The 16,446-nt window shown below is 72.2% G+C and carries 15 protein-coding genes; 7 read left to right on the top strand and 8 right to left on the bottom strand.

The window, feature by feature from the left end; all coding sequences use genetic code 11:
- Positions 1–15: 15 nt before the first annotated feature.
- Positions 16–408, top strand: a complete 393-nt coding sequence (locus ABZ930_RS21130; RefSeq protein WP_361549877.1) for a MerR family transcriptional regulator — start codon at positions 16–18, stop codon at positions 406–408.
- A gap of 29 nt (positions 409–437) precedes the next feature.
- On the opposite strand, the gene ABZ930_RS21125 is transcribed toward ABZ930_RS21130, so the two are convergent.
- The 5 genes from ABZ930_RS21125 to ABZ930_RS21105 form a co-directional block, all read right to left on the bottom strand.
- A complete protein-coding gene (locus ABZ930_RS21125) occupies positions 438–845 on the bottom strand; it encodes a four-helix bundle copper-binding protein (RefSeq protein WP_361549875.1) in 408 nt (135 codons plus the stop codon).
- A 130-nt stretch (positions 846–975) separates the two neighbouring features.
- The gene (locus ABZ930_RS21120) at positions 976–3,219 is read right to left on the bottom strand and encodes a tetratricopeptide repeat protein (RefSeq protein ID WP_361549873.1); all 2,244 of its coding nucleotides are present in this window, start codon (positions 3,217–3,219) and stop codon (positions 976–978) included.
- A gap of 63 nt (positions 3,220–3,282) precedes the next feature.
- Positions 3,283–4,218 carry an ADP-ribosylglycohydrolase family protein gene (locus tag ABZ930_RS21115; RefSeq protein WP_361549871.1) on the bottom strand — a complete coding sequence of 312 codons (936 nt, stop codon included), beginning with the start codon at positions 4,216–4,218 and terminating at the stop codon, positions 3,283–3,285.
- A 36-nt stretch (positions 4,219–4,254) separates the two neighbouring features.
- Positions 4,255–4,710 (bottom strand): VOC family protein, encoded by a 456-nt coding sequence (locus ABZ930_RS21110; protein WP_361549869.1) that lies wholly within the window; start codon positions 4,708–4,710, stop codon positions 4,255–4,257.
- A 45-nt stretch (positions 4,711–4,755) separates the two neighbouring features.
- Complete coding sequence (locus ABZ930_RS21105; protein WP_361549867.1) at positions 4,756–7,524, bottom strand: LuxR family transcriptional regulator; 2,769 nt, start codon at positions 7,522–7,524, stop codon at positions 4,756–4,758.
- Between the two features lie 303 nt (positions 7,525–7,827).
- Here ABZ930_RS21105 and ABZ930_RS21100 point away from each other — a divergent pair, with 303 nt between their 5' ends.
- The 4 genes from ABZ930_RS21100 to ABZ930_RS21085 all read left to right on the top strand — a co-directional run bounded on the left by ABZ930_RS21100 (position 7,828) and on the right by ABZ930_RS21085 (position 11,640).
- Complete coding sequence (locus ABZ930_RS21100) at positions 7,828–8,793, top strand: helix-turn-helix domain-containing protein (protein WP_361549865.1); 966 nt, start codon at positions 7,828–7,830, stop codon at positions 8,791–8,793.
- A 104-nt stretch (positions 8,794–8,897) separates the two neighbouring features.
- Positions 8,898–9,707, top strand: a complete 810-nt coding sequence (locus tag ABZ930_RS21095; protein ID WP_361549863.1) for an alpha/beta fold hydrolase — start codon at positions 8,898–8,900, stop codon at positions 9,705–9,707.
- A complete protein-coding gene (locus tag ABZ930_RS21090; RefSeq protein WP_361549861.1) occupies positions 9,704–10,534 on the top strand; it encodes an SDR family NAD(P)-dependent oxidoreductase in 831 nt (276 codons plus the stop codon). Before ABZ930_RS21095 ends, ABZ930_RS21090 begins: the two co-directional genes overlap by 4 nt.
- 128 nt (positions 10,535–10,662) lie before the next feature.
- Entirely contained in the window at positions 10,663–11,640 is a 978-nt protein-coding gene (locus ABZ930_RS21085) for an alpha/beta hydrolase (protein ID WP_361549859.1), read from the top strand.
- Between the two features lie 48 nt (positions 11,641–11,688).
- On the opposite strand, the gene ABZ930_RS21080 is transcribed toward ABZ930_RS21085, so the two are convergent.
- Complete coding sequence (locus ABZ930_RS21080) at positions 11,689–13,155, bottom strand: MFS transporter (RefSeq protein ID WP_361549857.1); 1,467 nt, start codon at positions 13,153–13,155, stop codon at positions 11,689–11,691.
- 209 nt (positions 13,156–13,364) lie between these two features.
- On the opposite strand from ABZ930_RS21080, the gene ABZ930_RS21075 reads away from it, so the two are divergent.
- Positions 13,365–13,745: a hypothetical protein gene (locus ABZ930_RS21075; protein ID WP_361549855.1), complete on the top strand. Its 381-nt coding sequence runs from the start codon at positions 13,365–13,367 to the stop codon at positions 13,743–13,745.
- On the opposite strand, the gene ABZ930_RS21070 is transcribed toward ABZ930_RS21075, so the two are convergent.
- Positions 13,742–14,206, bottom strand: a complete 465-nt coding sequence (locus ABZ930_RS21070; RefSeq protein ID WP_361549853.1) for a hypothetical protein — start codon at positions 14,204–14,206, stop codon at positions 13,742–13,744. The two genes, ABZ930_RS21075 and ABZ930_RS21070, sit on opposite strands and share 4 nt — an antisense overlap.
- Before the next feature lie 97 nt (positions 14,207–14,303).
- On the opposite strand from ABZ930_RS21070, the gene ABZ930_RS21065 reads away from it, so the two are divergent.
- Positions 14,304–16,028 carry an acyltransferase gene (locus tag ABZ930_RS21065; RefSeq protein ID WP_361549851.1) on the top strand — a complete coding sequence of 575 codons (1,725 nt, stop codon included), beginning with the start codon at positions 14,304–14,306 and terminating at the stop codon, positions 16,026–16,028.
- A gap of 16 nt (positions 16,029–16,044) precedes the next feature.
- Here ABZ930_RS21065 and ABZ930_RS21060 read toward each other — a convergent pair whose 3' ends face one another.
- Positions 16,045–16,401, bottom strand: coding sequence for a metalloregulator ArsR/SmtB family transcription factor (locus ABZ930_RS21060; protein WP_361549849.1), 357 nt, complete (start codon positions 16,399–16,401; stop codon positions 16,045–16,047).
- Positions 16,402–16,446: the final 45 nt, after the last annotated feature.

The raw sequence follows: 16,446 nt of genomic DNA, 5'->3' as shown, positions 1-16,446 counted from the left end.
CGAGGGGGACCCTGGATGCGTATCGGAGACGCCGCGGCCGCCGCGGGCACCACCCCGCGCGCACTGCGCTTCTACGAGGAGCGCGGTCTCCTCCCGCCCGCGCACCGCACGTCGACGGGCCAGCGGGTCTACGCCGAGCGGGACCTGGCCCGGATCCGGGTCATCCGGCGCCTGCTCTCCCTCGGCCTGACCGTGGAGGACGTGCGCGCCTGCGCGGACCGCATCGACCTGCTCGTCACCGATCCCGGCCGACGGTGCGGCACGCCTGCCCCCGGCGCGGCGCCGGGCGTCGTGCGGCTGCGGATCGACGCGCTCGACGCGGAGATCACCCGGCTCACCGCGCTGCGCGACAGCCTCGCGCGTCAGGTCGCGGCGCCGGAGCGGGCGGCCGGGCCCGCGGGGCACTGACGACACGCGGTCTCCGGGGCCCGCCGCGGTCACAGCAGCGCGATCAGCCGCTCGCAGGCCTCCACGCACGCCGTGGTGGCTTCGACGCACCAGCGGCAGTGGTCGTGCATCAGCTCGTGCTCGCGGCACTCGCGCTCGCAGCGCAGACACGCGCCGGTACAGCTCTGCAGCAGGGCGATGACACCCTCCCGGTCGGCGTGAGCGCTCTGGCGCAGGAGGGTGGAGGCCGTCGCCGCGCAGATCGTGGCGCAGTTCTCGGCGGCCGCCGCCGCGCGGGACAGGCTCGCCGTGTCCTCCTCGGACAGGCAGCCGTCGGCGCACGCCGTACAGGCGGCCGCACAGCCCAGTGCGGCTTCCACCGCCCCGGCGAGCGCTGCGCGCGTCTCCGGCGCGACGGAGAGGGGGTGGGCCTGGAGAAGCCTCTCGGCAGAGAACATGAGCTTTCGTCTCCTGGATCGAGGTGACGCGGAGCAGAGACAACGACCGTCGACCCACCCATCGTGTTCGATGGCCCGAACCTTCGCCACCGGTCACGAGCCGTGGGGCGCCCCCCGCTGGGCCGCGCTCTCAATCGCGGACGAGGCCGACGTCCCGGGCCTTGGCCGTCATCTTCTCGGCGAGCGGGCTGCCGAGCGACTGGAGCAGCGCGGCCGCCCGCAGCCAGCAGGCGCGTGCCTGCTCGACGTCCCCCAGTTCCAGGTGGGCCGTCGCGAGGTGGTCCATCACGTCCGCCTGGTTGTAGGGGTCGAAGACCTCTTCCAGGATGGCGAGGCACTTCTCGTAGTCCGCGATCGCGCCGCTGACGTCGCCCAGGCTCTGCCGGGCGTAGGCGATGCTGTCCCATGTCGCGGCCTCGTCGCAGAGGTTCCCGTTGGACTGGAACACGGGGAGTGCCTCCTCGCAGCAGGCGAGGGCCTCCTCGTACGCGCCGATCTGGGCGAGGCGCCAGCCGAGGTCGTTGAGGGCGCGGGCGACGTCGTTGCGCTGCGGGAGTGTGCGGTAGATCGCCAGGGCGCTGCGGGAGCGGCGCACGGACTCCGCGTAGCGGCGCCTGCGGTGCAGGACCCAGGCCAGGTTGTGCTCGGTGTGGGCCCGCATCTGCGGTTCCAGCCGGTCCAGTTGTCCGAGCAGCAGGTCCACCTGCGCGTCGACCTGGTCGTCCTGGCCGGTCAGCACCAGGGCGCGGGCCAGGGTCGCGCCGGCCTTCGCGATGGCGCTCGGGTCGTCGAGGGCGAGGGCCGCGTCGAGGCAGATGCGCTGGATCGTGAGCTGCTCGGCCCAGCGGCCGGTGACGATGAGATAGCTCTGCCAGGTGTGCGTCAGCTCCATGCGGGCCCGCACCAGCCGGGGATCGTGTCCGGAGCGCAGGCTCGCCATGGCGGCGGCGTCCTCCTGGTGGAACCACTCCATCGCCTCGGTACGGTCGGCGATCGCGACGCGTACGACGCCGGGCGCCGGGGAGTCGGGCAGGTCCTCCCAAGGGCGGGTGTCCATGATCAGGGTGGCGGTGTGCGCGTTGTGGCGCAGGTAGTCGAGGAGTCTGGTCTCGGCGGCGGAGCGGTCGTCCTGTTCCTGCTCCAGGAGTTCGGCGCCGTAGGCCCGGACGAGGTCGTGCAGCACGTAGCGCCCTTCGGCGTCACGGGAGAGAAGGCTGGCCGAGACCAGCTCCCGCAGATGCCGCCGGGCGGTCGGCATGTCGACGGCCGCGAGCGAGGCGGCGGCCTCGGCGGACACGGCCGGTCCGGGGTGGACCGCCAGATGCCGGAAGAACCGCGCCCGGTCGGCGGTCAGTGCCCGATAGGACCAGGAGAACACGGCGCGTACGTCGACCTGCTGGTCGTCGGTCGACAGGGCGTCGAGCCGCGGCAGGGACTCCATCAGCTCGCGGACGCCGCGGCTCAGCGCCATCCGCGGCGCGGCGCTCAGCTGCGCCCCGACGATGGCGACGGCCAGCGGCAGGCATCCGCACAGCTCCACCAGCCGGGCGGCGGCCTCCGGTTCCGCCGCGCACCGCTCCGCACCGATGCGGGCGGCCAGCGCGGCCACGGCCTCGTCCCGCGTCCACACGTCGAGACTGATCCGGGAAGCGCCCTCGCTCGCGGCCAGGCCGGAGAGTTGATTGCGCGAGGTGATGACGGTCAGGCAGCCCGCGGAGGCGGGCAGCAGGGGGCGCACCTGCTCGGCGTCCCGCGCGTTGTCCAGGACGACGATCAGGCTCCGGGACGAGCACTTCTCGCGGAACAGCGCGCCGCGCGCCTCCGCGGTGCGGGGCATCTCGCCGCTGGGCACTCCGAGCGCGCTCAGAAAGAGCCCGAGGGCCTCTTCGGGGTCCATGGGCCGTCCCGATGCCTCGAACCCGCGCAGGTTCACATAGAGCTGCCCGTCCGGGAAGCGGTCGGCGACCCGGTGCGCCCAGTGCACGGCCAGCGTCGTCTTGCCCACCCCCGCCATGCCCCCGACGGCGCCGATGACGACGTGTGCTCCCCGCACGGCGATCTGCGAGGTGATGTGGCGGGCGGCCGCCATCGCCTCCTCCCTGCCGCGGAACATGGCGGGATCGGGAGGCAGTTGCCGGGGCACCTGCTCGGTGCGCCGGACGGCGGCCTGGGCAAGCTGTTGCCGTCGGCTCTCGTCGAGTCCGAGGGCGTCCATCAGCTCGCGCAGCGTCGCCTGGCGCGGGACGCTCTTCCCGCGCTCCATGTCGCTGATGGCGCGGACGCTCACACCCGAGGCCTCGGCGAGGCTCTCCAGCGTCAGCAGCGAACGCTGCCGCGCCTCGCGCAGCAGTCGGCCGAAAGGCGTCTCGTCCATGTCCACCCCGGAGCGTCGTCAAGGTTGCCGTCATGGATTGAACACCACAGCAACCGGACGGGTTCACCGCCGTCCCTCCAGGCGGTGTGCGAGGTGGAGCAGGTCGGCCAGGCGCAGGACCCGTCCGTCGAATCCCGGGAGGGGGACGTGGAGCGGCGAGGTCCAATGGCCGGGGACGGCGTCCAGGCCGTAGTACGCGCCCGCGAGGCCGCCGGTGACCGCGGCGACGGTGTCCGTGTCGCCGCCGAGGTCGATCGCCGCGCGTATCGCGTCCTCGAAGCCGGTGGTGGTGCGCAGGGCCCACACCGCGGATCCGAGGCAGGGCCAGACCGCTCCGTTGAACTCGGTGGCCCGGTCGGGGTGCCAGTCCGGCGCGAGGACCGTCGCGTAGCGGGTGCGGTGGTCGGGGTGGACGAGGTCCAGGGTGTCCGGGAGCGCGGCGAGGGGGTCGGCGCCCTCGATGGCGACACGGACGAGTTCGTGGAAGATCGCGGTGCCTTCCCAGGCCGCGCGGTCGCCGTGGGTGAGGGCGGCGATGCGGCGGGCCGCGTCCATGGTGGCCCGTGGGCCGGCCGCCGCGAAGTGCACCGCGGAGGTCGACGCCCGCATCAACGAGCCGTTCCCCGCCGCTCGTCCGGTCACCTGGAAGTGGATCGGGGCGGCGAGGTCCCAGGGCATGCCGTTGGTCAGGACGTCCTCGGTCTGCAGCCCGATGTCCTTCGGCTCCGCCGCCGCCCAGCGCTGGAAGCGGGCGAAGATGTCCGGCGGATCCAGTCCGTCCCGCTCCAGCAGCGACTCCGCGACCAGGACGGCCATCTGGGTGTCGTCGGTCGCCTCGCCGGGATCCCAGCCGCCGCCCCCGCCCATCTCACCGCCGCCTCCCGGCACGGGGAACCGCGCGGAGAACACACCCCGGGGCCCGAACTCGAACGGTCCGCCCAGGGCGTCCCCCACGGCCGCGCCGACCACCGCGCCGGCGGCCCGCTGACTCCGCTTCATCCCGCGTACGCTCCCTCCCCGTCGCCGCGACGGCTGTCAGACGACGTCGAACTCGTTGCCCTCGGGGTCCTGCAGGGCCGTGGCGTAGAACCCCGTGTCCGGCTCGTCCTTGACCTGCAGCACCGTGGCACCGGCCGCGACCAGACGGTCCACCGTGGCCCTGACCCGCTGGGTGCGGACGTCCAGCGGGACGTCCCGGCCCCCACCGACCTTCAGGTCGAAGTGCCACCGGTTCTTGGCGGCCTTCGGCTCCGGAACCTGCTGGAACCACACCCGAGGGCCGCGTCCCTCAGGATCGACAATCGACTCCGGGACGTCTCCGGCGCCGGCCGGCAGTTCCTCCTCGGGCACTCCCACCGACGCCCAGTAGGCACGCCACGTGGCGTGCCCGGTCGGCGCGGGTTCCGGCACGTAGCCCAGGGCCTGGGCCCAGAACGCCACCATTCGCTGCGGATCGGAGCAGTCGATCGTCAGCTGCACTGTCATCTCCATGTCCCGGAGCATCCCAGGCGGGTCTGACAATCCGTCGACGGTCCGTCATCGATCGCCGACGGCGGGCTCCCCCAGCACGGCCCCGATCTGCCTGCGTGAGGTGATGCCCAGCTTGCGGAAGACCCTGCTGAGGTGGAACTCGACGGTCGACGTGGTGACGAACAGCCGCCCGGCGATCTCGGCGTTGGTCAGTCCCGACGCGGCCAGGGTCGCCACGTGTCGTTCCTGCGGGGTGAGGTCGAGCCGGGTCGTGGCCGTTCGCCTGCGCGCCTTCTCTCCCGTGGCCAGCAGCTCCGCCCGGGCCCGTTCGGCGAAGGGGGCCGCTCCCCAGGACGCGAAGGACTCGTACGCGGCCCGCAGCTGGATCCTCGCGTCGGCCCGGCGCCTGCGCCGACGGAGCCATTCGCCGAACAGCAGCCGGGACCAGGCGAGTTCGACGGCCACCGGCACCTTTTCGAGCTGGGCGATCGATTCCAGGTACAGCTGCTCGGCGCGGTCGTCGTCGGTCATCAGGGCGCGGCAGCGGGCGAGCAGGCCGAGCGCCCACGGGGTTCCGGCCAGTGGGGCGCGTTCCTCCAGGCGTTCCATGGCCAGGTCGGCGGCGTCGCGACGGCCTGCGCGCAGTCCGGCCTCGACCATGCCGCCGAGGTTGATGTCACCGAGGATCAGCGGGTGTTCGCGGAACACGGCGAGCTGGGCGTCGAGCGCCTGCCGGTACCGGCCGCGGCCGATCTCGTAGATGCTCAGGGCCTGGGCGATCCAGCGCCGGTTGGTCGCGAGCCCCAGTTCCTCGGACAGGGCGCGCAGGGTGGCGACCGCGGCCCGCAGCTCCTTCTCCTGGCCGGTCCAGGCGTACAGCAGGGCCCGGTGGAAGTCTCCGGCGACGCTGAATCCGGTCGCGGCCATGTAGTCGTCGGACTCGTTGAAGCAGCGCTCGGCCACGGCGAAGCGGCCGTCCCAGATCTCCACGGTGGACAGGGCGACCAAGGCGATGCCGAGGCCGAGGACGGCGCCGCGCTCGCGGTTCGCGGTGATCAGCCCCTCCAGGATCTCCCGCTTGGCCTCGATGTCCCACAGCTCGTCCCCGGCGATGCTGACGACCGTGCTGAACGTGTTGGGGTCCCGGAGTTCGCCGGCGGTACGCAGCCGGGCCAGGGCGTCGGCCACGGGTCCGGCTCCCTCGGCGTAGCCGTAGGCGATCAGCCGGGCCATCGCCGCCATCAGCGGGTCGGGGCTCCAGGACGGGAGTTCGCCCTCGCGCCAGGCGTCGGCGGCGGTCTTGGCGACTTCGCGGGGTGTCGTGCCCGTGATCGTCCGGCCGCCGATGATCGCCGCGTGTGTCGCCTCGCGGAGCAGCTCCCAGTTGGCCATGGGGTCGGCGGCGCCGAGGTCGGCCACCGCGTCCAGGAGCATCGCCGGTACCTCGCGCGGGCGGGCGCGGACCATCTCGACGGCGGCCCGCAGCCGTGTCGCGCGGGCCCGCCCCACGGGGCCGGTCAGGGCGGGTGTGGCGAGTTCGAGCAGCGGCTGGACGGCGGGCAGATTGCCGGAGGTGAGGTGGGCCGCCGCGGCGTCGAGATACCGTTCGGCACGCCTGCCGGGATGGGTGGTCATCTCCGCCGCGCGGGTCAGGACCAGGGCCTGTTCGGAGTACTTGCCGCGCGCCTGGGCCCGTTCGGAGGCGGCTTCGAGTTCCGCGGCCACGGTGTCGTCCGGGCCGTCGACCGCCTCGGCCAGATGCCAGGCCCGCCGCTCGGGGGCGCTCGTGGCGGCGAGGGCCGTCTGCACTCGGCGCAGTTCGTCGGCGGTTGCCGCGGAGTGGACCGCCGAGCGGATCAGCGGGTGGCGGAACTCGGCGGTGGTGCCCCGGTTCAGTATCCCGGCGGCGACCGCGGGCCGGGCGGCGCGCACGGACAGTCCGAGGGCGCCGGCCGCCCGCCACAGCGCCGCCTGGTCGTCCGTCGGCGTCGTGGCCATGAGGAGCAGCAGCGTCCGGGTGTCCGCGGGCAGCAGGGCCGCCGCTCGCCGGAAGTGCTCTTCGAGCTGGCGGTTGACCGGCAGGGGCTCGGGCAGCGGGGCGACGCCGGCCAGTTGTTCCGAGGGCAGGTTCACCGCGAGTTCGAGGAGGGCGAGGGGGTTGCCTCCGGTCCCGGCGGCGAGTCGCTCGGCCACCTCCTGGTCCAGGTGGCTGCGCACCCCGGCGGCCAGCAGGGCTCTGGCCTCCGCGCGCGCGAGCCCTTCGAGCCGGAGCGCGGGCAGGTCCGCGAACACGTCGAGGCCGCCGCCGGCGTCCTCGCGCCCGGCGAAGAGCAGTCCGAGGCAGTCCGCGTAGAGGCGTCTGCCGACGAACGCGAGGGTCTCCGCCGATTCGCGGTCCAGCCACTGCACGTCGTCGACCAGGCAGAGCATCGGTGTCGCCGTGGCCGCGTCGGAGAGCAGAGTCAGCGCAGCGAGTCCGACCAGGTGTCGGTCGGAGGGCGGGGCGTCGGTCAGTCCCAACGCGGCGTTCAGCGCGTCACGCTGACGCTGCGGCAGCAGGGGCAGCCGGTGCAGATGAGGACGCAGGAGCCGGTGCAGGGCTCCGTAGCCGAGCCGGGTCTCGGCCTCCACCCCGACCAGCGCGACGACCGTCAGGTCTTGCGCGGACTCGGCCGCGTACCGCAGAAGCCGGGACTTGCCGACTCCCGCGTCGCCGTCGAGCACCAGGACGGCGCTGAAGCCGTCGCGGACGGACGCGATCAGCTTTCCGATCTCCGCCCGCTCGGCGTCCCGGCCGACGAGCGGTGGTTCGGCGGGACGGTGGGTCCGGACCACTCCATGAGACTCCCCCGACGCGTACGGCGACACGCGCACCCCTCCCCTGCCCGCCCATCCCCATGGGCCGTGGCACACCGCACCCTAGAGAGGTGCGGGGCGAGGGGCTTGTCCGATCGTGCACACATGCTGTGCTCCCAGTGAACGCGCCGCGGGACCAGCAGTGCGGAATCCTCGCGTCCGCGCGCCGGGGAAGTCGATACTTCATGCGTGGACGTCCGGCGTCGGTCGAAGCGCTTCGATGTCCGCCCGATCCACGGCTCCACCTGCGATGCCTTCGTCACACGACCTGGGGAAAGTGACATGAGCGTTGTGCACTCGGTGCGGTCGTCGCACGGCAGTGAGGGGCTGGAGCACTGGCAGGAAGAGGTCTTCCGTACCTTCGTCCCGCTGCGGATCACCCTCCCCAAGGACGAGCCGTTCGACGGCCGCATCAGCAGCAGCCAGGTCGGCCCGCTCCAGGTGAGCACCGTCGACTGCGACCGCGGCCGGGTCGACCGCACTCCGCAGCTGATCGCCCGGGACAGCGCCGACTTCGTGTACGTCGGTCTTCAGCGCAGCGGGCGCGCCCGGGTGGAACAGGATGACCGGAGCACCGACATCGGCGCGGACGACCTGGCGTTGTACGACACCACGCGCCCCTACACCCTGCGCTTTCCCCAGCGGTTTCGTATGCAGGTGCTTCTGGTGCCGCGTTCGCTGCTCCCGCAGCCGGAGTCGGACCTCCGGCGGGTCACCGCGACCGCCGTGCACCGCGATGCCGGGCTTGGGAAGGTGATCCTGCCCTTTCTCCAGGGTCTGGTCGACCACGCGCCCGACGTCAACGCCACGGCAGGCGAGCAGTTGGCCGCCAATGCCGTGAGCCTCGTCGGAACGCTCCTCGCCGAGCGGCTCGACCAGGAGACGCAGGACACCCCGGGTGGCAGTCTCGCGCTGCTGCTCCGGCTGAAGGCCTTCATCGACCTGCATCTGGCGGATCCGGATCTGACCCTGGCGTCGATCGCCCGCGAGCACCGGATATCGGTCCGCTACCTCCATCGGCTCTTCGAGGGCGAGTCGACCACCGCCGCCCGCTGGATCCAGCACCGCCGGCTGCACGCATGCCGCACCGAACTGTCCCGCCGCTCCCCGGCCGCCCCCACCGTCGCGGCGGTGGCCCGGCGCTGGGGTTTCACCAACGCGGCACATTTCAGCCGTGCGTTCCGCGCCGCGTACGGCACGTCGCCGAGCGAGTGGAGAGCGGACGCCGCGGCGAGTCGGCCGGGGTGAGCCGAACCTGAACCACTGGGGTCCAACCCCGGTGCGAGGCGGTGAAGTTGCCGTTTTCCTGGTGGCACACCGGGTCGATACGCCCGTAGAAGAAGGGATCGATCATGACCGCTCCGCTTCCCGTGGTCTTCATCCACGGACTCTGGCTGCACAGTTCCTCCTGGCAGCCCTGGATCGACCTGTTCCGCAGCGAGGGCTACGAGCCGTCCGCCCCGGGCTGGCCCGGCGATCCGGACACCGTCGAGGAAGCACGGCAGAACCCGGAGAGCATCGCCGACCACGGCATCGACGACGTCGTCGAGCACTACGCGAACCTGATCGCCGACCTGCCGACGCGGCCCATCCTGATCGGGCACTCGTTCGGCGGCATGATCGCGCAGAAGCTGCTCGGCCAGGACCGGGCCGCCGCGGCGGTCGCGATCGACGCCGCGCAGATCAAGGGTGTTCTGCCGCTGCCGCTGTCCGCGCTGAAGGCGACGTTCCCCGTCTTCAAGAACCCCGCCAACAAGCACCGGTCCGTCTCCTTGACCGAGGAGCAGTTCCGGTTCGCCTTCGGCAACGCGATCCCGGAGGAGGAGTCGACGGCGCTGTACGAGCGCTGGACCATTCCGGCGCCGGGAAAGCCGCTGTACGAGGCGGCCTCCGCCAACTTCAACCCGCACTCGGCGGCGAAGGTCGCCACCGAGAACAGCGGCCGCGGTCCCCTGCTGCTCATCTCCGGCGGCAAAGACCACACGGTGCCCGAGACCGTCACCCGCGCCACGCTCAAGCAGTACCGGCACTCGGACGCCGTCACCGACATCCTCAACTTCCCCGACCGCGGGCACTCCCTGACGATCGACGGCGGCTGGCGGGACGTCGCGACACCCGTGCTCGACTGGCTGCGCAAGCACGGCCAGGAGAACGGGCGATGAGCGACCCTCTCTCCCCGGCCTCCGGGGCGGCCGGGGCCTCCAGGATCCTGGCCGGACGGACCACCGTCGTCACCGGCGCCGGGCGCGGCATCGGGCTGGCCGTCGTCGAGGCCTTCCTCGCGGCCGGCTCCCGGGTGGTCGCGGGGACGAGAGAACGCACCGAGGCCCTGGACCGGCTCGTCAAGCAGGGAGCCGAACTCACCGTCGTGGAGGTCGACCTCGCGCTGCCCGACGGCCCGGCGGCGCTGGTCGCCGAGGCCGTCGCGCTGCACGGCGGCATCGACGTCCTGGTGAACAACGTCGGGGCGGTGCGGCCGCGCCCGGAGGGGTTCCTGAGCGTGACGGACGACGAGTGGGAGTGGACGTTCACGATCAACTTCATGGCCGCCGTCCGCGCCACCCGGGCCGCCCTTCCCCATCTGCTCGCCACCGGCGCGGGCCGCATCGTCACCGTCTCGTCGGTCAACGCCCGGCTGCCCGACCCGCTCGTCATCGACTACAGCGCGGCCAAGGCGGCGCTGACCAACTTCTGCAAGGCCCTGTCCAAGGAGGTCGGGCCGCGCGGAGTGCGGGTGAACACCGTCGGCCCCGGCCCGGTGGAGACGGCGCTGTGGCAGGGTGACGGCGGCGTGGCCGCGACCGTCGGCCGGTCCCGGGGCGTCGACCCCGCGGAGGTGGCGCGCGGCGCGGCGGCCCAGGCGGTGACCGGCCGCTTCACCCGCCCGTCGGAGGTCGCCGACCTCGTCGTCCATCTCGCGGGCCCGTCCTCGGCGAACATCACCGGCGCCGACTTCGTGATCGACGGCGGCCTCGTCGACTCCCTCTGACGGTCCGATCCGCTGTCGTGCCGCCACGTCGTGACGGCTTCACGGCGTGGCGGCGCGACGGATCCCGTCCGCTCACCTCCTGCCCCGCTTCCCCCTCGCGTCCTTTGGAGACGTCAGTGAGATTCCGCATGCCCAGATCCCGTCGGCCGGTGGCCGCGCTCTTCGCCCTGGCCCTGTGCCTGGGCTCCCTCACCCTCACGGCCTCGGCGGCGGACAAGCCGGCCGTGTCACACGGCGAGCAACTGCCCACCGGCTTCAGCGAACACAAGACCGAGGTCGCCGGGACCGGCGTCAACTACGTGATCGGCGGCCACGGTCCGACGCTCGTGCTGATCCACGGCTACCCCCAGACCTGGTACGAGTGGCACGCCGTCATGCCTGCGCTCGCGCGGCACTACACCGTGATCGCTCCCGACCTGCCCGGAGCGGGCAAGAGCGACGCGCCCGGGACCGGTTACGACAAGAAGACCATGGCCTCCACGCTGCACGCCCTCCTCGTGTCGCTCGGGAAGGACGAGGACGTCAACGTCGTCGGGCACGACATCGGCACGATGGTCGCCTACTCCTACGCCGCGCAGTACCCGGGCAGCGTCCGCAGGCTCGTGCTCAGCGAGGCACCGATCCCGGACGCGGGCGTCTACGAGTTCCCCGCCCTGACGGCGAAGGGGCCCGGGGTGTGGAACTTCGGCTTCTTCTCGCTGCCGTCGAACTTCCCGGAGAGCATGGTCGAGGGCCGCGAACTGACCTGGACCTCGGGCTTCATGCGGAGCATCGCGGTGCACAAGGACGCGCTCACCCCGGACGACCTCGAGGTCTTCGCCTCCTATCTGCGGGACGGCGCGCACCTGGAGGCGAGCTTCGACTGGTTCCGGGCGTTCCCGCAGGACATCGCCGACAACGCACGGTTCCGGAAGAAGCGCCTGAGCATGCCGGTCCTGGCGATCGGCGCCGACGGCAGCCTCGGCCCGGCGGTCGCGAAGCAGGTGCGCCGCTACGCCACACACGTCACCCCCGTCGTCGTCCCCGACTCCGGTCACTGGATCTACGAGGAGCATCCGCGGGAGATGACCGACCTGCTGCTGCGCTTCCTGAGCGGACGAAAGTAGCGGCGGACCAGGGGAGCCCGCACCGGTGTCGGCCTCGTCGCCTCCGGCTCAGGCGGCGCGCTTGCGCACCCGTTTGCCCTCCAGCGGCGGGGCCGTGACGGAGCCGTGGGTCCGGCACTCCGGGCGGGCGCAGCCGGGTGCGGGACGGCGGACGAGGGTGAACGCCAGCACCGATCCGACAACCAGTACGGCCGCGCAGATCGGCATGGCCCGCCGGAACGCCGAACCGAAGGCATCCGCCGATCGATACGCGTCCTCCCCCATCCCGGTCAGCAGCGGCAGCGCGGCGACGGCGACGAGACCCGCCACCCGCGCCGCCGCGTTGTTGATGCCGCTGGCCAGGCCGGCACGGGAGGCGTCGACGGAGCCGAGCACCGTGGACGTCAGCGGCGCGACCAGGACGACCATGCCGGTGCCCATGACCAGCACGGCGGGCAGCACGTCCGTGAGGTAGTTCGCGTCCTGTCCCACGCGGAGCATCAGCACCATCGCCGCCGCGCACAGCAACGGCCCCACGGTCAGCGGGATGCGCGGGCCGATCCGGTCGGCCAGGGCGCCGGAACGGGCCGAGAACACCAGCATGAGCGCCGTCGTCGGCAGCAGCGCGCTGCCCGCCGCGAGCGGCGAGAAGCCCGCCACCACCTGCAACTGCAGCGCGGTGAGGAAGAAGAAGCCGCCGAACGCCGCGTACACGCACAGCGTGACCAGGTTGACCGCCGTGAACTGGCGGGAGGCGAAGATGTCCGGCGGCAGCATCGGATCGGCCCGGTGCCCCTCCACGTAGACGAAGGCGATGCCCGCGAGCACCCCCGCCACCGCGCAGAGCGCCACCGCCCAGGATCCGCTGCGGGCCTCGATGAGCGCGTAGGTGATCAGGGCGAGCGCGACGGCCCCGAGGACCGCCCCGAGGACGTCGAAGCGTTCGTGGCGTCGCCCGTCGGACGACTCCGGTACGTGACGCAGGGCGACCGGGACGCACAGCAGGGCGAGCGGGATGTTCAGGAAGAAGACCCAGCGCCAGCCGGGACCGCCGACCAGATAGCCGCCCAGGAACGGCCCGATGGCCGAGCCGATGCCGCCGAACCCCGACCACACGCCGACCGCCCGGCTGCGGTCGTCCGGGTGGAACGAGGCCTGGATCAGCGCGAGCGAGCCGGGGCCGAGCAGTGCTCCGCCGACCCCTTGCAGGGCGCGGGCGGCGATCAGCACCTCGGCGTTCGGGGCGATCCCGCACATGAGGGACGCGAGCGCGAACCACACGACACCCGTCACGAAGATGCGCCGCCGGCCGTAGGAGTCGCCGAGGGACCCGCCGAGCAGGATCAGCCCGGCCAGGGTCAGCATGTACGCGTTGACCGTCCACTGCAGACCCGCGAGTTCGGCGCCCAGGTCCTCGCCGATGCGGGGCAGCGCGACGTTGACGACGGTGGAGTCCAGCATCGCCATGCTGGATCCGAGCACGGTGGTGAGCAGGATCCATTTGCCCTGCGACGAGGCCAGCCGGACATTCGACATGCCCCAGGTATACAGCGCCCGGCCGCCCCGGCGAGGGAGCGGTGGACGGCGGGGCCGTACGCGGCGAAGTCGCCACGCGCATGTTCCGCATGTCCGCTCAGCGCGCGACCATATTTGTCATATATTGCGCTGGTTTGATCCTTCGGTTCAGTTCACTGTTCACCGTCGAAAGGCTCTCCGTGCATCCTGTCTCCCGACGCATCGCCTCCGTGGGCACCGGTCTCCTGATCTGCGCCGCGCCGCTCGCCGCGGCGCCGGTCGCCGCCAACGCCGCCGCGCCTCAGGCCGTCGCGGCCTCGGCCCCGCAGCAGGCTCCGAAGCCGACGCTGTCGGCCAAGGCGACGGTCAAGTCGGCCAAGGCGTGGCAGGAGTTCCGTGTGTACGGCTCCTCCACGCGCATGGCGGCCGGCACCCGCGTCACCCTGCAGCAGTTGCAGAAGAAGGGGTGGGTCAGCCTTCCGATCCACATGAACACCACGCGCAGCCACGCCTACAACCTGCGCGTGAAGCTGGGCATCAAGGGGCTCAACAAGCTCCGGATCGTGGGCGGCGGGGCCGTCTCCAACACCGTCCAGGTCACCATCCGCTAGTTCGGGCGCGGCGCCCCTGCCCCGTCCGGATTCCCGGTCACGGCAGGGGCGGCTCGGCCCTCGCCGGCTCCGCCCTGCGCGGCACGCGCGGACGCCGCCGCCTCCAGCAGGGACCAGCCGTCGATCTCCACGGACCGCTGCCCCTCCGGCCGCCAGCCCCGCGCCCACGCCTCGTCGAGGAGGGCCCGGACGGCGCCGGGTTCGTGCAGGTTCAGAGAAGCGCCGCTGGTGAGCCCGACGTCTCCCGAGCCGAAGGGCGCCCCGCCCGGGACGAACCGGCCGGGTTCCTCGGTGAACACGATGCGCAACGTGCCCGTGCTGCCCGCCGGTTGGGGATGCAGCCGGAGGGTCTCGCGGCAGATCCTGCCCTGATCGGTCACGTCGTGGCTGTGCAGGAGCGTCCAGAGATACGTGCGCCCGTCGGCGACCAGCCGACGAGGCGTGCTGCTCTTGCGGGGCATGCACTGAAGGATAGGCCCGCCCTGGTTTCGATGCGTGCGCAGGCCGCAGAATCGCCACACGACGATCTCCGCAGCCCGCAGCCCGGATTGGAAGAACATGTCCGACGAAACCTGGCAGGAACCGGCCTCCCCGGCCGCGCCCGCCGCCGACCGTCACCGTCTCGACTTCTCGCCCTGGCTGTTCCCGGCCGAGGCCACCGACGAACAGCGCGCCCGTCAGGCGGAGTTCCGCGCCGTACTGAACAAGCGCGCCGGATTCGCGGTCGAGGACGACTGCTTCGTCTCCGAGCTGGCCTCGGTCCAGAACGACACACTTCGCCTGGGCGCCAGGACGACCGTCGCGGCCGGCGCCTACCTGACCGGCGACGTCACGGCAGGCCGCGACTGCACGGTCAACGCCTACACCGTCGTACGAGGATGCATCGCACTCGGCGACTCCGTACGGATCGGCGCGCACACCTCGCTCCTGGGGTTCAACCACACCTATGCCGACCCGGACATCGAGGTGCACCGCCAGCCGCTGACCAGCGTCGGTATCCGCGTCGGCGACGACGTCTGGATCGGGTCACACGTGGTGATCCTGGACGGGGTGCGGGTAGGCGACCGTGCCGTCGTCGCGGCTGGCGCGGTGGTCACGAAGGATGTTCCGGCGGGCGCGATCGTCGGCGGCAACCCGGCGCGCGTCCTCAAATGGCGTGTTCCGGGGGCCCGGCCGTCCGGTCCCACCGACGATCTGGCCGCCACGGTGGCCGCGTTCGCCGACCGGGCCCGCGAGCAGGCCGACGCGCTGCTCGACCGCTGCTTCGTGCCCGCGCCGGACGGCGGGCTGTTCGTCGACACACCTGACGCGGCGCCCACGGTCCGCGCCCAGTGCGACGCCGTCGAGATCTCCTGCCTCCTGCTCGGCCGCGCTCCCCTGCATCTGCCGCAGGCCGATCTGATCGACCGGCTCCGGCAGTGGCAGGACCCGCGGACCGGCATGGTGGGCCCGCTGCTCCCCGACGGCACCCAACGGCCCCCGGCCCAGGGACTGTTCGATCCGGAGGCCGACTACCACGTATTGAGCGTCGGCCACGCACTCGATCTTCTCGGCAGCGGCTTCGAGCACCCCGTGCACGTCGTCGCCGAGGCGCGGCCCGAGGAGATACTCGCCGGACTGGACCGGCAACCCTGGGAGGAGAACGCCTGGGGAGCCGGGCACTGGGTCGACGTGCTGTCCACCGCCGTCCACTGGAACCTCACCCTCGGCGTACCGGGACAGCCCGGGGCCGTGGAGGCGCTCTTCGGCTGGCTGCTGACGCGGGCCGACCCGCGGACCGGCATGTGGGGATCGCCCCGGGAAGAGGACGGTCTGCTCCAGATCGTCAACGGCTTCTACCGGGCCTCTCGGGGATCCTTCGCCCAGTTCGGAGTTCCGCTCCCCCACCCGGAGCGGGTCGTCGACACGGTGCTCACCCACGCACGCGACGTACGCGTCGTCCGCCCGGAGCAGCAGAACGCCTGCAACATCCTGGACATCGCGCATCCGCTGTGGCTGACCCGCCGGACCGGTTACCGGACGGACGAGGTCACGCAGCTCGCCCGCACGCTGCTGACGAACGCCGTCGGCCACTGGACGGACCACCAGGGCTTCGGATTCCGGGCTCCCCATCGCACGACGGCCGGCCTGCCGAAGACCGTTCCCGGCCTCCAGGGGACGGAGATGTGGCTCGCTCTGATCTGGTACCTCGCCGATCTCGCGGGCGTCTCCGACGCACTCGGCTACCGCCCGCGGGGCGTGCACCGGCCGGAGCCCGCCGACACGCTCGGGCGGAAGGGCTGATCGACGGCGGGGCCGACTAGGGCGCGTCGCTGACTCCGAGGCGCAGGTGCTCGACGTGGAAGAGGGCCTGGTCGAGGAGTTCGGCGACATGGTTGTCGTAGAGGGCGTAGATGATCGAGCGTCCGTGCCGCTCGCCCGTGACCAGGCCGAGGTTGCGCAGCAGGCGCAACTGGTGGGAGCAGGCGGAGGCTTCCATGCCGACGGCGTCGGCGAGGTCTCCGACGGAGCAGGGCCCTTCCTGGAGACGGGCCAGGATGTACAGCCGCGACGGCGTGGCGAGGGCCTGGAGAGTGGCGGCCACGTCGGCGGTGCCGACGGCGTCAAGGCGCTCGCGGGTGGTGGCGCTGCTGGCCGTGTCGGTTCCGTGCCCCATGAGGGACATCATACCGATGACATATGAAGACCTGTTCATGCGTTC

This window comes from Streptomyces sp. NPDC046716 (genome assembly GCF_040645755.1).
Lineage (GTDB): Bacteria > Actinomycetota > Actinomycetes > Streptomycetales > Streptomycetaceae > Streptomyces.
Note: the sequence above shows the minus strand (reverse complement) of the source record. Positions and strands in the feature narration are given on the sequence as shown.

What these genes read in the sequence shown, in the direction of transcription:
- ABZ930_RS21130 (WP_361549877.1), top strand. Translation starts at nt 16, where the DNA reads ATGCGTATCGGAGACGCCGCGGCCGCCGCGGGCACCACCCCGCGCGCA.
- ABZ930_RS21125 (WP_361549875.1), bottom strand. Translation starts at nt 845, where the DNA reads ATGTTCTCTGCCGAGAGGCTTCTCCAGGCCCACCCCCTCTCCGTCGCG.
- ABZ930_RS21120 (WP_361549873.1), bottom strand. Translation starts at nt 3,219, where the DNA reads ATGGACGAGACGCCTTTCGGCCGACTGCTGCGCGAGGCGCGGCAGCGT.
- ABZ930_RS21115 (WP_361549871.1), bottom strand. Translation starts at nt 4,218, where the DNA reads ATGAAGCGGAGTCAGCGGGCCGCCGGCGCGGTGGTCGGCGCGGCCGTG.
- ABZ930_RS21110 (WP_361549869.1), bottom strand. Translation starts at nt 4,710, where the DNA reads ATGGAGATGACAGTGCAGCTGACGATCGACTGCTCCGATCCGCAGCGA.
- ABZ930_RS21100 (WP_361549865.1), top strand. Translation starts at nt 7,828, where the DNA reads ATGAGCGTTGTGCACTCGGTGCGGTCGTCGCACGGCAGTGAGGGGCTG.
- ABZ930_RS21095 (WP_361549863.1), top strand. Translation starts at nt 8,898, where the DNA reads ATGACCGCTCCGCTTCCCGTGGTCTTCATCCACGGACTCTGGCTGCAC.
- ABZ930_RS21090 (WP_361549861.1), top strand. Translation starts at nt 9,704, where the DNA reads ATGAGCGACCCTCTCTCCCCGGCCTCCGGGGCGGCCGGGGCCTCCAGG.
- ABZ930_RS21085 (WP_361549859.1), top strand. Translation starts at nt 10,663, where the DNA reads ATGCCCAGATCCCGTCGGCCGGTGGCCGCGCTCTTCGCCCTGGCCCTG.
- ABZ930_RS21080 (WP_361549857.1), bottom strand. Translation starts at nt 13,155, where the DNA reads ATGTCGAATGTCCGGCTGGCCTCGTCGCAGGGCAAATGGATCCTGCTC.
- ABZ930_RS21070 (WP_361549853.1), bottom strand. Translation starts at nt 14,206, where the DNA reads ATGCCCCGCAAGAGCAGCACGCCTCGTCGGCTGGTCGCCGACGGGCGC.
- ABZ930_RS21065 (WP_361549851.1), top strand. Translation starts at nt 14,304, where the DNA reads ATGTCCGACGAAACCTGGCAGGAACCGGCCTCCCCGGCCGCGCCCGCC.
- ABZ930_RS21060 (WP_361549849.1), bottom strand. Translation starts at nt 16,401, where the DNA reads ATGGGGCACGGAACCGACACGGCCAGCAGCGCCACCACCCGCGAGCGC.